11 protein-coding genes and 5 pseudogenes are annotated in these 14,905 nt (G+C 56.6%); 8 read left to right on the top strand and 8 right to left on the bottom strand.

Features of this window, described 5'->3' with window-relative positions; all coding sequences use genetic code 11:
* Positions 1-97 precede the first annotated feature (97 nt).
* The 4 genes and pseudogenes from KBY02_RS06550 to salA all read right to left on the bottom strand — a co-directional run bounded on the left by KBY02_RS06550 (position 98) and on the right by salA (position 5,051).
* A complete protein-coding gene (locus KBY02_RS06550) occupies positions 98-1,549 on the bottom strand; it encodes an aldehyde dehydrogenase (RefSeq protein ID WP_024642968.1) in 1,452 nt (483 codons plus the stop codon).
* 44 nt (positions 1,550-1,593) lie between these two features.
* A complete protein-coding gene (locus KBY02_RS06545; protein WP_024642969.1) occupies positions 1,594-2,727 on the bottom strand; it encodes an NAD(P)-dependent alcohol dehydrogenase in 1,134 nt (377 codons plus the stop codon).
* A 44-nt stretch (positions 2,728-2,771) separates the two neighbouring features.
* A pseudogene (catA, locus tag KBY02_RS06540) lies at positions 2,772-3,709 on the bottom strand (catechol 1,2-dioxygenase).
* Positions 3,710-3,767: 58 nt separating this feature from the next.
* A complete protein-coding gene (salA, locus tag KBY02_RS06535; RefSeq protein WP_024659597.1) occupies positions 3,768-5,051 on the bottom strand; it encodes a salicylate 1-monooxygenase in 1,284 nt (427 codons plus the stop codon).
* A gap of 143 nt (positions 5,052-5,194) precedes the next feature.
* On the opposite strand from salA, the gene KBY02_RS06530 reads away from it, so the two are divergent.
* On the top strand, positions 5,195-6,094 hold the full coding sequence (locus KBY02_RS06530) for a LysR family transcriptional regulator (protein WP_024642971.1): 900 nt from the start codon (positions 5,195-5,197) through the stop codon (positions 6,092-6,094).
* 262 nt (positions 6,095-6,356) lie between these two features.
* On the opposite strand, the gene KBY02_RS06525 is transcribed toward KBY02_RS06530, so the two are convergent.
* On the bottom strand, positions 6,357-7,259 hold the full coding sequence (locus KBY02_RS06525; protein WP_024642972.1) for a LysR family transcriptional regulator: 903 nt from the start codon (positions 7,257-7,259) through the stop codon (positions 6,357-6,359).
* Positions 7,260-7,475: 216 nt separating this feature from the next.
* On the opposite strand from KBY02_RS06525, the gene KBY02_RS06520 reads away from it, so the two are divergent.
* The 5 genes from KBY02_RS06520 (at position 7,476) to KBY02_RS06500 (ending at position 10,682) form a co-directional block, all read left to right on the top strand.
* A complete protein-coding gene (locus KBY02_RS06520; protein WP_024642973.1) occupies positions 7,476-7,673 on the top strand; it encodes a tautomerase family protein in 198 nt (65 codons plus the stop codon).
* An 89-nt stretch (positions 7,674-7,762) separates the two neighbouring features.
* Positions 7,763-8,116 (top strand): putative quinol monooxygenase, encoded by a 354-nt coding sequence (locus tag KBY02_RS06515; protein ID WP_046236254.1) that lies wholly within the window; start codon positions 7,763-7,765, stop codon positions 8,114-8,116.
* An 80-nt stretch (positions 8,117-8,196) separates the two neighbouring features.
* Positions 8,197-8,811: a nitroreductase family protein gene (locus tag KBY02_RS06510; protein ID WP_024642369.1), complete on the top strand. Its 615-nt coding sequence runs from the start codon at positions 8,197-8,199 to the stop codon at positions 8,809-8,811.
* A gap of 76 nt (positions 8,812-8,887) precedes the next feature.
* Positions 8,888-9,682, top strand: a complete 795-nt coding sequence (locus KBY02_RS06505; RefSeq protein ID WP_024660247.1) for an SDR family NAD(P)-dependent oxidoreductase — start codon at positions 8,888-8,890, stop codon at positions 9,680-9,682.
* A 49-nt stretch (positions 9,683-9,731) separates the two neighbouring features.
* The gene (locus tag KBY02_RS06500) at positions 9,732-10,682 is read left to right on the top strand and encodes an alpha/beta fold hydrolase (RefSeq protein ID WP_024642371.1); all 951 of its coding nucleotides are present in this window, start codon (positions 9,732-9,734) and stop codon (positions 10,680-10,682) included.
* A gap of 88 nt (positions 10,683-10,770) precedes the next feature.
* Here KBY02_RS06500 and KBY02_RS06495 read toward each other — a convergent pair.
* Positions 10,771-11,671 (bottom strand): annotated as a pseudogene (locus KBY02_RS06495) (LysR family transcriptional regulator).
* 100 nt (positions 11,672-11,771) lie between these two features.
* Here KBY02_RS06495 and KBY02_RS06490 point away from each other — a divergent pair.
* Together KBY02_RS06490 and KBY02_RS06485 are read left to right on the top strand one after the other, a co-directional pair.
* Positions 11,772-12,401, top strand: a complete 630-nt coding sequence (locus KBY02_RS06490; RefSeq protein ID WP_024642388.1) for an NADPH-dependent F420 reductase — start codon at positions 11,772-11,774, stop codon at positions 12,399-12,401.
* A gap of 20 nt (positions 12,402-12,421) precedes the next feature.
* Positions 12,422-13,285: pseudogene (locus KBY02_RS06485) on the top strand (DODA-type extradiol aromatic ring-opening family dioxygenase).
* Here KBY02_RS06485 and KBY02_RS06480 read toward each other — a convergent pair.
* A pseudogene (locus tag KBY02_RS06480) lies at positions 13,238-13,640 on the bottom strand (IS3 family transposase); the annotation flags it as partial. The pseudogenes KBY02_RS06485 and KBY02_RS06480 overlap by 48 nt on opposite strands.
* 1 nt (position 13,641) lies before the next feature.
* Positions 13,642-14,365, bottom strand: a pseudogene (locus tag KBY02_RS06475) (IS3 family transposase); the annotation flags it as partial.
* Positions 14,366-14,905: the final 540 nt, after the last annotated feature.

Genomic DNA, 14,905 nt, shown 5'->3' with positions numbered 1-14,905 from the left:
GCGATGTTCTAACGAGATAGCTGATCAGCTTACGGACGTTTTTATTATTCATTGTCGCAACCATAAGAAGTTGAAGGTCTGCGGATCCAACGCGCAATCAGAAGGGATACTGCTGATCGGCAGGTTCGACCGTCACCCATTTCACTTCGGTGAATTCGTCGATCACAGCACTACCGTCGAAACGGCCGTAGCCGCTGTTTTTCATACCGCCGTAGGGCGCTTGTGGCTCGTTCTGTACAGTAGCGCCGTTGATGTGCACGCACCCTGCGTCCAGGCGGCTGGCGAGATCCAAAGCGCGACTCACGTTACGGCTGAAAATGGCAGAGGAAAGTCCATACGCATTATCGTTAGCGATCTGGAGGGCGTGCTCTGCACCTCTGACGCGTACGATAGTGGTCACGGGGCCGAAGGTTTCTTCGTCGTAGATTGACATTGCGGACGTGACCCGGTCGACCAGTGTCGGCCTCATCAAAGCTTGATCACCCAAGCCACCTGCAACGATTTTGGCACCCTTACCGATGGCATCATCGAGCAGTTGGTTGATCCGCTGAACAGATCCCTGCGCGATCACAGGGCCGATGACGCATGAAGGAGTATCGACGGGATTACCTTGTTCCAGCTTGCGCACGCGGTCTGCGAATTTCTCGACAAAGGTATCTGCGATGCTTTCATCCACTACAAAGCGCTCGGTCGACATGCAGATCTGACCCTGGTAAAGGAACGCGCCGAATATCGCCGCATTGACCGCCCCTTCCAGATCCGCGTCGTCAAGCACCACAAAAGGCGCTTTGCCGCCAAGCTCCAGCAGGCAACGCTTGAGGTGTTTGGCGCTGGTCTGAGCAATCATGCGGCCGACGTGGGTCGAACCGGTAAAGTTCACCCGTCGGACCGTATCATGGGCGATCAACGCTTCGGTGACCGCAGCCGCGTCTTCAGGGGCCGTGACCAGGAAGTTCAGCACGCCAGCCGGCAAACCGGCCTCAATGAACGACTCAGCGAGCAGTTCGTGAGTTCTCGGGCTGTTCTCTGATCCTTTGAAAATCACCGTATTGCCGCACGCAAGCGGATACGCGATGGCGCGAGCGCCGAGGATGACCGGACCGTTCCATGGGACAATGCTAAGCACCGTTCCTACAGGCTGACGCAGCGTCATCGACAGCGTGCCAGGCTTGTCGGTCGGGATTGTTTCGCCCTTGATCTGAGTCGTCAGCGCTGCGGCCTCGCGCAAAAGGTTGGCCGAAGCCCCTACATTGAACTGTGCCCAAAGTTGCGAGGCACCAATTTCCTCAGCCATTACGCTACAAAATTCAGGCATTTTGCTTATGAGCATGTCCGCGGCTGCGAGTAAAAGACGGCGGCGTTCGGTAGGGCCAACCTTCGACCACTGTTCGAAAGCCTGCTGCGAGGAACGGGCAATTGTGAGCGCGTCCGCTACTGAGGCGGCAGCGCCAGTTGTTACGGTTTTGCCACTCAGCGAATCATGGCGCTGATAAGTTTTGCCTTCCGATGCGGGTTGTTTGACGTTATCGATCAGCAGTTGAACATTCATGCTTGATACCTTTTTGTTAGTCGTGAAAATCAGAGCTGGCGGGCCTAGACAGGCATGCGCAGGATAGGCTTGATAGTCATACCGCTCTCGCTGTCCGCCATCGCGTCGTTAATCTGCTCGAACGAGTAGAAGCGGCAGAGTTTGTCGAACGGAAAACGCCCTTGCAGATGCAGGTCGACCAGGGTAGGAATGAATGCATTGGCGACGACGTCTCCTTGCACGATACCCATGATGCGTTTGCCAGGGATCATGACGTCATTGATGTTGAAGGCGACTTCTGTGCCCATCTTCGTGGCGCCGACTATGCCGCAGGTACCCAGCGTGGTGACTGCATCGATAGCTTGGCGCAGGACGTCCGCGCGGCCCGAGCACTCGAGGCTATAGTTCGCCCCGCCATTAGTGATCTCGCGAATACGCTGTACAGGGTCTTCTTCGCGGCTGTTGATGACATGAGTTGCGCCGACTTCGAGCGCCAGTGTCAGGCGACTGGGGGTAACGTCGACGGCGATGATGGTGGTTGCTCCGGCAACCTTGGCCGCCATCACGGCCGCGAGGCCAACTGCACCAGCACCGAAGGCCACGAAGCTGGCTCCTGCTTCGACCTTCATCGCCTTGAGCACCGAACCTGCACCTGTCTGGATACCGCACCCCAATGGACCTAACAATTCCAGCGGAGCATTCTTCGAAACTTTGACAACGTTGCGCTCGTTGGCCACAACATAGGTCGAAAACGAGGACTGGCCAAAAAAGTGATCATGGAGCGGCGCATTGTCCTCACAGCTACAGGTCGAGGTGCTGCCATCAAGGCGACCGCCACCGAAGTTCAGGGGATGCATGTGCGAACAGTGCGCCGGATGCCCGGTTTCGCATGGCGGGCACAGGCCGCAGGACATGTACGTCATCACCACATGGTCACCCGGAGCAACGGTGGTGACTGACGCGCCAACGGCTTCCACCACACCCGCGCCTTCATGCCCAAGGACGATAGGTAACGGTGTAGGAAATAGCTGATCGCGTACCACCATATCGGTATGGCAGACCCCAGTGGCTACGATACGTACCCGAACTTCGTCAGCGCGAGGTACACCTAGATTTGCGCGCTCCAACTTCAATGCTGCCCCTGCTTCCCGCAGTACAGCGACAGTGACTTCAACAGGCTCGAGTTCATTGATGGACATGTATTGATCCTCTTTTATTGTTTTCGTGGCGTGGGAGGGATTCGTCAAACTTCCTGCAAGGCGCGCGGGCGGTTACTGCGGTGCTGTGCCTTTCCCGTAGCAGCTGGACGAAGATGGAAGTCGAAGGTCATCAGTGCAAAACGGCCGACTACGTCGTCCTCTGGGGCCAACGTCGGATCTTCGACAAAGCGCACTTCGCCAATCAAACCGTCACGGGTTGCATAGGCGAAGTCGTCCCACAGATAGGATCGTTGGAGAGGTTGATCTGGGTGGTCAGGTGCTCGTATCCAGCAGCAGATACGAAAAAGTGCATGTGCGCGGGACGCTGGCCATGGCGACCCAGCGGGTTCAAACATTCCTGCGTAGGACCGGCGGGGTTGCAGCCATAGCCTGAGGATACGATGCTGCGAACACGGTAACGGCCATGAGAGTCGGTTATGATCCTGCGGCGAAGATTGAACTCGGATTGACTAGGGTCGAAATGGGAGTAGTTGCCCTTGCTGTCGGCTTGCCATAGATCCACCAATGCCCCCGCAATCGGTCGGCCTTCAAGGTCAAGGATTCGGCCATCCAGAAACATCGGAGTGGCAATGCCGTCTTCGCTCCCGTCGTCCATACGGTCATAGCCCTCTCGCAGGGGCGCGCCCGCTACGTCCAGAGGGCCCTCAATCGTGCGCGGCGTGCCGCCCGCCTTGCTGACTGCAGCCTGCCTGGCATCGTGAAGCAGATCCAGAAAATGCTCGACGCCAAGCCCCGCAACCAGTAACCCCGCTTCGTTGTTTTTGCCTAGCCGATTGACGTACTCGACGCAGGCCCAGAACTCGTCGTCACTGATGTCCAGTTCTTCGATAAGCTTTGTAGTCTCCTGCAACAGGCGTAGCACGATTAGTTTGGTTCGTGGACTGCCCTGCTGATTGTTGTAGCCCGCGGCGTCCCGCAGCAGGTCTTGGACTTCTGGTGAGTTGGCAATTGTCAGGGGCATGATTTCACCTTTTTATTATTGATTGCACGCAGCAGCGCGGCGCTGCTGCTCCATCAGGTCACGCTGCTACGGTCCATCCCAGCCGGACGTGAGCGTCGGCCAGGTCGACGGCCATATCGTGGCTCCAAAGCCAATCGAAACGGCTTGCCAGCGTTGTTGAGAGCAGCGCTTCGTTGTCTTTCGCCTCCTGGTCCCGATATTCGTAGAGTTCGCCGGCTTCGCGGGAAGTGCGTTGCACGCGACAGGCCCGTGGGCGGCGGATCTCGTCGTACACTTTCAGAACCTCAGTCGGACTCGCCTGTGTCACACGGGGATCCGCCAGCAGTTGCGCCAAAAGCCAGGCGTCTTCCAGACCCTGGCCCGCTCCGGCACCCTGATGAGGAAGCATTGCGTGCGCGGCATCACCTATCAGCCCAACGCGGCCATGCACATAGCAGGGCAGTTCATCGAGTTCGTGAAGCGCCCAAAGAGTGGGTTGCGGAATACATTCGAGCAGCACGCGCACGGCATCGCCCCAATGGGCAAAGGATTCGAGCATCTCTTGTTGAGAGGTATTTTTCACCCAGGGCATGTCTTGTGGCCAGACAGGGTTGGCAACGCTACGATCCGAGATGAACGCGACCACGTTGATCAATCTGCCCTGTTTGACCGGGAAGGTCAGGATATGTGCATCCAGGCCGAGGTACATTTGCGGGACGTTGATCAAGTGTTCGTCGATGTCAGCGGCCTGGTAGGCAGCCCGAAGTTGCTCACTGTCGATCATCCCGCGGTAGGCGCAGGTACCACTGAACCGGGGGGCGGCCAAGGGCTGGGCAAGCCCCTCAAGCACGTAGTCACGAATACTGGATTTGATACCGTCAGCCGCGATCAGCAAGTCGCATTCATGGGCGGTACCATCTGCGAAGTGGACACGGACACGCTCGTCCTGCTCCTCAACCCGCGTAGCACGCTTGTCAAAGTTCGCGACGCCCGTTGGCAGACGCGTAGCTAACGCGTCCAGGAAGTCGGCGCGGTGAACAGATGATTGGCCCACACCTTCGGCTACACTGGCGCCCAGATACCCTGCATCTTCTCCGCGACGCCATTCGAACCATATGTCTTGCCATGGCGCCGCAGTGCGATCTGCGATGAGCTTGTATGGCTTACCTAGTCCAAGCCCTTCGATAGCTCTTACGGCATTGGCACCGAAGGAAACACCTGCGCCTACTTCTCCAAACGCCGGTGCGGCTTCAAAGAGTTGAACATCAAGATGGGAATGGCAGCACAACTCCAGTGCCAGCGCGACGCCAGCGATACCTCCGCCAACGATACTGACCTGGAGTTTCGGATCGGGACTACTCATGGCAAAACCTTATGTGTTGTTTCTGGAATAGCCCGATCATGACTATTCACAACCCATTGATAAATGCCGCGAACTCCATACACACTATCACCACTGTGAATAGGACCCCGACGCGTTTTCCCATTAATTTCGAGGCAACTCTCATGCGGCTACGCGAACTGGATCTCAATCTATTAGTGGTCTTTCATCAGTTGCTCATCGATCGCAGCGTGTCCAAGGCCGCCGAAAATCTAGGCATGACCCAGCCTGCAGTGAGTAATGCGTTAAAGCGTCTACGCGGCGTGCTCGCTGATGATCTCTTCGTCAGGACTTCCCTGGGGATGGACCCGACGCCCTATGCCGTGCAACTGGCAGAGCCGGTATCCCATGCTATTGCGACACTGCATGGCGCCCTCAATCGGCATGACCACTTCGATCCTGCCACCGCGCATAAACGCATTACGGTGGCAATGACTGACATTGGGGAAATCTACTTCATGCCGCGGCTGATCGGGCGGTTATTGGCCGCCGCTCCCGGGGTTTCGGTCAGCACCGTACGCAGCCATGCGGGGCTGTCCGAGGGAATGGCCAATGGCGATGTCGACCTTGCAGTAGGCTTGTTGCCAGACCTTCAGGCAGGATTTTATCAGCGCCGACTTTTCCATCATCGCTACGTGTGCCTTTGCCGAAAGGATCACCCGATTACGCGCAGCGCCATGACTCAGGAGCTTTTCTGCAAATTCGGCCATGTGCGCATTGTGGCCGCGAATACGGGGCACGGAGAGATAGACACGTTTATGCAGCGTGCGGGGCTGGTGCGCGACATTCGCCTTGAAGTGCCGCATTTTGTTGCGGTGGGCCATATACTGCAAAACACCGATTTGATCGCCACTGTACCCGAACGTTTTGCCACTAGCTGCGCCGGTCCGTTCGGGCTGACTACGGTGGCATTGCCGCTCCCCTTGCCCGAAATAGCTATCAACCTGTTCTGGCACATGCGATTCAACCGCGATCCGGCCAACGTCTGGTTTCGCAATTTGATGTTCGAACTGTTCAGCGACTAGGCCCGCACCTGATAGCGCGCTTTCGCGCAACCTGACACGTACATCCAGGGCCTTATCAACCACCACCTCGCTCACTGGTACCCTTGCCACCGACGCGCAGGTAACAGTTACGATGGATTACTCTTCGCCAGTGATTTCCCATGGCGTGTCATTGATGATTCAGCAAATGCTCCACCTGCACAGAAGGGCCGCGTGCGGCAGGACTGCTTCCGGGCATCGGGAAGTCAACGTGAAACGTGAATAGTTGAAAGCATTCATGTCGTCAGGACCAGTCCTCGCAAACCTTTACCAGTTCGTCGACCACATAGCGGACCTTGGGCCGCAAATGTGAAACCTTCGGCCACACGGCATGGACATCCACCGCCTCTGGCTCAAAGTCCTGCAATACTTCCACCAGCCTGCCGGCAACAATGTCGTCCTCCAGCAGGCTACGCGGCATCTGGCACAGCCCTATCCCGGCAACAGCGCCGGTGATCATGACCTCACCGTCGCCGATCTGATGAGTCGAGGGTGGCGCGTAGCGGACAGTTTCTCCGTTTAGATTCACGCGCCAGCTCAAGGGCTGACCGCGTCGATGGCCCACGATGCAATGATGAGTCGCCAACTCTGTGAGGCTTCGTGGCTCTCCTGCCCGAGCCAGATAGCCTGGCGACGCGCAGATGACCCAGCGCTGACGTGTAAGCAAGCGCGCAATCAGCCCATGGGTATCCTTGGGTTCGCCAAAGCGCACCAGTAGGTCAATACCTTCTTCGATGGGATCAACCAAGTGGTCCGAAAAGGTGATATTGAGTTGCAGCGCTGGGTATTTCTTTGCGATCTCAAACAACAACGGTGCCCCAACTCGCCGTCCGAAGGCCACTGGCATATCAACCCGTAACCGGCCTGAAGGTTCGCGATCTCCCGGCCCCAAACCCCGCTCAGCAGTAATTATTTCTTCCAGGCCGGCAGAACATGCAGAGAAATACGCTTCGCCGTCAGCGGTCAGACTGATACGTCGAGTGGAGCGATGAAAAAGCTGAGTGCCCAGACGCTCCTCCAGACGCGCAATGGATTTGCCAACCGCTGACTTGGAAATGCCAAGGCGTTCGGCGGCCTCGGTGAAACTGTGTGCATTGGCAGCTGCGACGAAGGTGAGCACACCCTGGAGGGAGTCTGTAGGAAGCATACGAACCGACCATTGCAGACAATATATCTACCCAGATGAGAGTCATGGGCTGTTTATCGCTAACGCTTTCTACATTAGCATGGATTTATCTTAAAAGTGACCTGGCCTCCACGTCTGTTCGCTGGAACATCTGCCTTTTGCCTGCGAGCGTGAAGTCAGAACGAAGGCTGGAAGGCCGCCGACTTCATCATTGATTTTACTCAAGAGGAAAATCCCATGCCTGTAGTACGTGTCAGCTGGTTCGAAGGTAAAGAGCACGCCGCCAAGGAAGCGGTTGCCGAAGAGATCACCGAGAGCATCGTCAAGAATACGGGTACCGATGCCAATTACATCTACGTCATTTTCGAAGATGTCGCGCCCTCGGATTGGGCGGGTGCCGGCAAGCTGTTCGGCGGTGCTCCTGACAAGTCCTGACGTGTCTGTATGACATAAATGCACCGGCCGTTTGAGCGGTGCATTGCCTTGCCCGTCTACATCCAGCATCAGCATCTAGAGACCTTGTTATGCATCCGTATATTTCCTGCCTGTTCACCCTCTCGGTAAAGCCTGAGGAATTCGCTGAATTCAAAGCCCTGATTGCCAAAATCGTTCCTGAGACCCAGAAGGAGCCCGGCACCCTGATCTACGAATACAGCGTCAATGAAGACAACAGCACCGCGCATATTCTGGAGCGCTACAGGGCCGACGCTGTAGTCAGCCACGTCGATACCACCTTCGCACCTTTCGGCGAGCGCTTCCTGCAGCTGTGCACCATCACCAGCCTGACGGTATACGGCACGCCCGACGCAGAAGTTCGCAAGCGTCTCGATCCGTTCGGTGCTGTGTACATGACGCCGTTCGACGGCTTCAGCCGCTGATAGCAGCGACCTGCGCAGATCCGAATGCAATCCTGGTCTGCGCCGCCGTCAGCCCTTTACCTGCTTTCAAAGAGATAACGATGTCTGCCATTGTCGAAACCATCAAACACCGGATTTCTGCCAACAGCTACGATCCCACGCGCCAGCTTTCCGATCAGCAGATTGCCGAGCTTATCGATCTGGCGACTCGCGCGCCGTCGGCTTTCAACCTGCAGAACTGGCGCTTCGTAGCTGTGCGTAGCGCGCAAGCCAAGGAGCGCCTGTTGCCGCTGGCTTACAGTCAGCGGAAGGTTGTGGACGCAGCGGTCACCTTTATCGTGTGCGGCACCCTGAAGCCGCATGCCACCCTGCCTGCCGCGCTCAAGCCCGCCGTTGATGCCGGTATCCTTGATGAGGCTGTATTCGACATGTGGATAGGTGCCGCCCAAGGCATGTACAGCAAAAACCCCGCATTGCAACGCGACGAGGCCATTCGCTCCGGTTCGCTAGCAGCTATGACCCTGATGCTCGCTGCAACTGACCTCGGTATGGTGTCGGCGCCCATGATTGGCTTTGACCAAGGCGCGGTCGCCGACGCCTTCGGCCTGTCAGCTGATGAAATTCCGGTGATGATGGTGACCGTCGGCTATGCCGGCGAGGCCAATTGGCCACAGAAACCACGCAAGGCAGTTCAATACGTGCTGGAGTTCGTTTGACTGCGACCACGCTGGGAGGAGTCGGCTAGTTTGGTAGAGGGCTCGAACCTCTCATCCTTGCTCTTGAGGAATCAGCATGAAAATTGATCTAAACGGTAAACGCGCACTGGTCACCGCTTCCACCGGCGGTATTGGCTATGCCATAGCCAGAGGCCTGGCTGAATCCGGCGCCACTGTCATCATCAACGGCCGCAGCGACAAATCTGTGGATGCCGCAGTGGCACGTCTGAAAGCAGAATTACCAGAGGCGTTGGTCATGGGTGCCACTGCCGATCTGGGCACCGCACAAGGCGCAGCTGCCTTGGCTGACGCTGCGGGAAAGATCGACGTACTGGTCAACAACGCTGGCATCTACGGCGTTCAGGACTTCTTTGAAACCGACGATGAGGTGTGGGACCAATACTGGCAAACCAACGTGATGTCCGGGGTACGCCTGAGTCGTGCGTTATTGCCAGCCATGGTAGATAACGGGTGGGGCCGGATGGTGTTCATTGCATCCGAATCGGCCCGCAACATCCCTGCCGACATGATCCACTATGGTGTATCCAAAACAGCGCAGCTGGGCCTGGCCCGAGGATTGGCAAAGCGGGTCGCCGGCAGCGGCGTCACGGTGAACAGCGTGCTGCCCGGGCCGACTTTGTCCGACGGCCTGGCCGATATGCTGCAGGCCGAAGTGCAGCGTGGTAGCAAGTCACTGGAATCAGTGGCCGCAGAGTTCGTGATGGAGCACCGTCCCAGCTCAATTATCCAGCGTGCTGCGTCTACCGAAGAAGTCGCCAATATGGTCGTCTACGTCTGCTCTCCTCAAGCCAGCGCTACCACTGGCGCCTCGCTTCGGGTCGACGGCGGCGTGGTCGACGACATCGTCTGACATGCCGGAAGGCATATGTCGCAATCTCAGCCTTCTCCAGGAGCACTCTGTGGATTACCCAATACAACATCTTTCGCTTCGCGATTTACTGAGCGAAGATTTTAAATTCCCCCACGACATTCCGGGTCAGCCCTCCAGGGCATCAGACTTCGCAGACATCAAGATCGGCAGCTTTACCACAAGCGACGCAGTTGATCTCTGCTACTGGGAGGCCGGGAGCGGCAGACCGTTAGTATTTATTCCCGGCTGGTCAGCCAACGGTGCGATGTACTTCCACCTGATGCAGTTGTTAAGCAAGCACTACCACGTTTACGTGCTAGACGTACGCAATCAGGGCTTGTCGCAAAAGGTAAGCTTTGGCAACCGTATTGCTCGCTATGCAATGGACGTGAAAGAGTTTTCCGAGCATCTGTGGCTGGACCAGGCCGACTACTGCGGTTGGTCGATGGGGGCGTCAGTCATGTGGGCCTACATCGATTTGTTCGGGACCGAGCGCATTCGCACCCTCAGTATTATTGACCAGGCGCCATCCATTTACTGCCACGCCGACTGGACCGAGGAGGAACGCCTTGAGGCGGGAGCTTTCACGACTTCCCCGGAACGCATGATCGCCTCATATACCGGCGGCACCAGTAACATGCTGATTTCCGCAACTCGGGTGCTTGAAAGAGCGGTCGATCTGTCATCGCCGTATTTTCATAACGTCCTAAGTCTCGCGCAGGCGGTGATCAAGGACGACATGACTTATACCGCACAGGTGCTGTTCGATCACACCACCAACGACTGGCGCGATGTGATCCGGACCAAGGTCGATGTGCCCACCGCGATCTTTACTGGCGAATACAGCGACTGGCTGCACAGCCAGCGCTGGATGAATTCGGTGATCGCAGGCTCGGTATTGCACGTCTACAAGAAAGACGAGCACGGAGATCATTTTCTGGCTTTCAAGAACCCCGAGAAGTTCGCCAACGACCTCAGACGTTTTCTCAACAACGCTTGAGGGCATTTGCCTGGACAGAAACGTCTACGACTTCCTGCCCCGCCGATGGTTCTCTCCCTCATCGGCGGGGCTTTTTCACGCCTCCACGTCACACATCCGATGCCGGATGCGCAAATCGCTCAGCGAGGAAAATTGACCAGAGCTCGCAACTTTGGAGGCAAATGCTTGCGCGATGGATAGCCACGTAGACGCCAAGCTCGATAGAGCGATATTCGGGAAGAACTTCCACTAACCGCCCAGCACGTAGATCCCTAGCCACCATAAAGCTCGGTTGCAAGGAAATACCTCCCCCCGCCAACATGATGCTATGACATGTGTCGCCATTGTTGCACCGGACGACCGATCGCGTGCGCACGCTCTCAGGTCCAGCCGGGCCGTCAAACTCCCAATCATTGCCACTGGCGAAGTTCGTGTCAGCGACGACACGATGCGTACCGAGGTCCGTCAGGGTCATTAAAGGAGGATGTCGTTGAAGATACTCTGGCGAGGCACACAAGCACATGCGCGTCGTAGCCAGACGGCGCCCGACCAACGAGGAGCTTTCCATGCGAGCAATGCGTACTGCTGCATCAAACCCCTCCTTCTACCAGATCAACCAGCCTGTCATTGAGGCTGATATCCAGTTCGCCCCTTGGATAGGCCTTCATGAATTCCGCCCAGATCGGGCCCAGGTGCAAAACGCCGAAGCTGACCGGTGCGTTGACTCGCAACACCCCGACGGGCTCGGGCGCTGCAGACGATACGGCTTCTTCCGCCGCATCCATCATGGCCAATACATCTTTTGCTTGATGGTAGAACTGCCGTCCTTCATCCGTCAGCGAAAGTCGGCGCGTGGTGCGATGCAACAATCGGGCACCCAGTCTTTCTTCGAGCCCGCTGACATAGTGTGAAATGGCGGCCTTGGACATGTTCAGCGGGTGCGTCGCGCCAACGAAGGTCCCTTTGTCGACCACGGTGCAGAACACCAGCATCTCAAGTGCGCGATCCATGATTGTCTCGCTCAGTGGAACTATTAACCATAGTTATCTCATTATTCAACGCTATAAACTGACCTCATCGAAAAGGCAAACCACCTCTCCTAAGGTAGCTATGAAAATTACATTAATCGGTACCGGCAACATGGGCTCGGCATTCGCAAAACAACTCAGTGCTGCTGGTCACGCTATCCGCATCACTGGTCGCGATCTGAACAAGGCAAAGGCTGTGGCCGCATCGTTGACCAACGTCAACGCCTATGACGCCAACGACGCATTGGGCGACAGCGACGCCGTCATCGTAGCAACCGCATTTGCGGATGCAGCTTCTGCGCTCCAAAGTCTGGGCGATTTAAGCGGCAAAGTGGTCATCGACATCACTAACCCACTGAGCGCTGACTACATGTCGCTCACCATTGGTCATGTGACAAGTGCCGCCGAAGAAATAGCCAAAGCAGTGCCTGGCGCACAGGTTGTCAAAGCCTTCAACACTCTGTTCGCTCAGGTGCTGGACGACGGCCCTCTTTTTGCCGACAACCAGCGAGGCAGCGTATCCGTCGCCAGCGATAGTGAACGTGCCAAACAGACTGCGGTAGCACTCGCACGCAGCATGGGCTGGAACACCATTGATGCGGGCGGGTTAGTCAACGCGCGTTATCTGGAGCCACTGGTAGGCTTCAATATCTATCTCGGTTACGGTGCCGGCCTGGGGACTTCGGTTGCTCCCGCCTGGCTCAAGAAGTAATTCAATACGGAGTACGCCCCTTGAACACGTCCTTCCCGCTGCTGTTTGTGTCTCATGGTGCTCCCATGTTTGCAATCGAGCCCGGTCTGGCTGGTAAACATCTTGCCGAGGTCGGTAGCGAACTGCCGCGCCCCGACGCCATCGTCATCCTGTCTCCACACTGGATGACCCACGGCGAGATTGGCGTTACCGGGAGCATCGCACCTTCTACCATTCATGATTTCGGTGGTTTTCCCGACGCTCTGTACCAGATTCGATATCCAGCGCCAGGTGCACCGGCGTTGGCGGAAAAGATCGTGGACATGCTCCATGCCTCAGGGTGGAAGTCCAGCCTGAACGCCAGTCGGGGACTGGATCACGGCGCTTGGGTGCCATTGCTGTACCTGGCGCCTGACGCAGACATTCCAGTGGTGCAAGTCTCAATGCCTGCTTCGCTTGATGCCCGCGAAGCCTGTAAGTTGGGCCAGGCGCTTAAACCTCTGCGGGACATGAACGTACTGATCGTGGCCTCGGGCAGCCTGACTCACAATCTGTACGAATTCCGCGGTGCCATGCCTCATGGTGCGCAGTACGTCAAGGATTTCGCTGCCTAGACTGCTAAGACTCTGGCTTCGGGCGACCTGGACCAACTGCTGGACTACAAGCAATACGCGCCGTCGGCTGAGCGCGCCCATCCTACGGATGAGCATTACCTGCCACTGTTCATCGCGCTCGGTGCGGCAGGTGAATACTATGAAATACGCGTCGTGGAAGGCGGCGTGACCTATGGGGTATTGGCAATGGACAGCTACCTATTTACTTCGGCTGGTGGACTGCCCCCCGAAAGTTGGACAGTTTTAGCTCGCCGCCTGAGCCCTGTATTTTACGGGGCTCAAGCCGTTTAGCTTCAGCTTGATGCGGTCATTGTTGTAGTAGCGGATGTACTCATCCAGACCTGCCTTCAGCTCTTCTATGCTTTCAAATCGTTTCAAATAGAAAAACTCGGACTTCAGCGTACCAAAGAAGCTTTCCATTGCGGCATTGTCCAGGCAATTTCCCTTACGCGACATGCTTTGCTTTACACCCTTTACCGCCAGCTTTTGACGGTACTGCGCGTGTTGATACTGCCAGCCCTGATCCGAGTGCATCACAAGCTTCGGCTCGTCCTGCAACTGCTGGAGAGCCTTGTCCAACATATTGGTGACCAGCTCAAAGCACGGCCTGGTAGACACTTCGTACGCCACGATCTCACCGTTGTACNCAGCAAATTCGGCGCAATTTTCCCGACGGTGCCCTTATAGGAGCGGTACTTCTTGGGTCGCACAACTGATCTCAGGCCCAATTCAGCCATCAATCGCTCCACAACCTTCTTGTTGACCAACGTGCCTGAGTTGCGGATAACCGCCGTGATGCGCCGAGCTCCATAAAGACCTCTCTCCTCGTGATAAATCCGCTCTATCTCCTGCTTTAGAGCAGCATCTGGATCGGGTCTGGATTGCACCTGAGCCTGATAGTAAAACGTGCTGCGCGCCAGGCCCGCCAGCGTCAGAAGGGCGCACATCGGAAACCGGTTCCTCAGTTGTTTGACGATCAGGGCTTTTTCTTTTGCCGTCGTTGCTGCTCCTTCAACTCTTCCAACTTTTTTAGGTAAGCGTTCTCCATGCGCAGGTATTCAAGCTCGGCCATTAACTGGTCGCGTGTCTTGTGCGTATCGTCAGCGGTTACGGGTTCGGTGGGATAAGGCTTCTTGGGCATGGCAGCAGGCTTTCTTCTTGTGGGAACACGCGGGGCTAGACCGTCACTGTAATGCTGCTGTTCCCAAGCTTGCGATGGCCTGTGTGCCCATGGCTCTTGTAATTGGCGACCCAGCGTCGAAGCAGGCTGAAATCGATCGAGAACTGGCTGGCCACCTTGCGAAAGCCGATGTTGCCTGCAAGGTACGCTTTGACGACGGTGAGCTTGAATTGCTCTGAATACTTGGCCATTTGAACACCCCCCATTAGGTCGGATTGGTGTCCAACTTCTTGGGGGCAGTCCAAAACGGATCAAGCCCGCGCCGTTCACTTCGCAGCGGCAACCATTTGCAACAGGAGCGCTCCATGAGCTTCGAAGACGCTACCGAGATTCAGACCACGGACGATGATGACTTGCTCAACCAGTTGCTCAAAGTTGGGGTGGGAACTGCTAGCCGTCACCCGGGGCCGCACGCTACCGATGTACACGCTGGGGCGCCGGGATGAACAGCAAACGGCGTTGAAGATGAGCCTGAATGCCCACAAGAAAGCCGACAACAACCGCTCATAGCCGGCGCCGAATATCGGCTGGTGTGTCGAGAGGCTCCGCTGACTCACACCCCGTGCGTTGGCCTTTTCAAGCGGGGAACGTTCATAACCCGCTTAGTGTTGCAAGTAGCAAGGATTCGTGAACAGGTTTTTACACACCCAGGACAAAAGTGTCGCTGCGCAGAGGCCCTACCATCGCGGGATGCGGAGGCCGACCGAAATACCGGTCTGAGTGAGTGTTCA

Source organism: Pseudomonas sp. P129, assembly GCF_020312195.1.
In the GTDB taxonomy this organism is placed as follows: Bacteria; Pseudomonadota; Gammaproteobacteria; order Pseudomonadales; family Pseudomonadaceae; genus Aquipseudomonas; species Aquipseudomonas fragariae.
The sequence above is the reverse complement of the archived record's forward strand: the minus strand, read 5'-3'. Positions and strand labels throughout refer to the sequence as shown.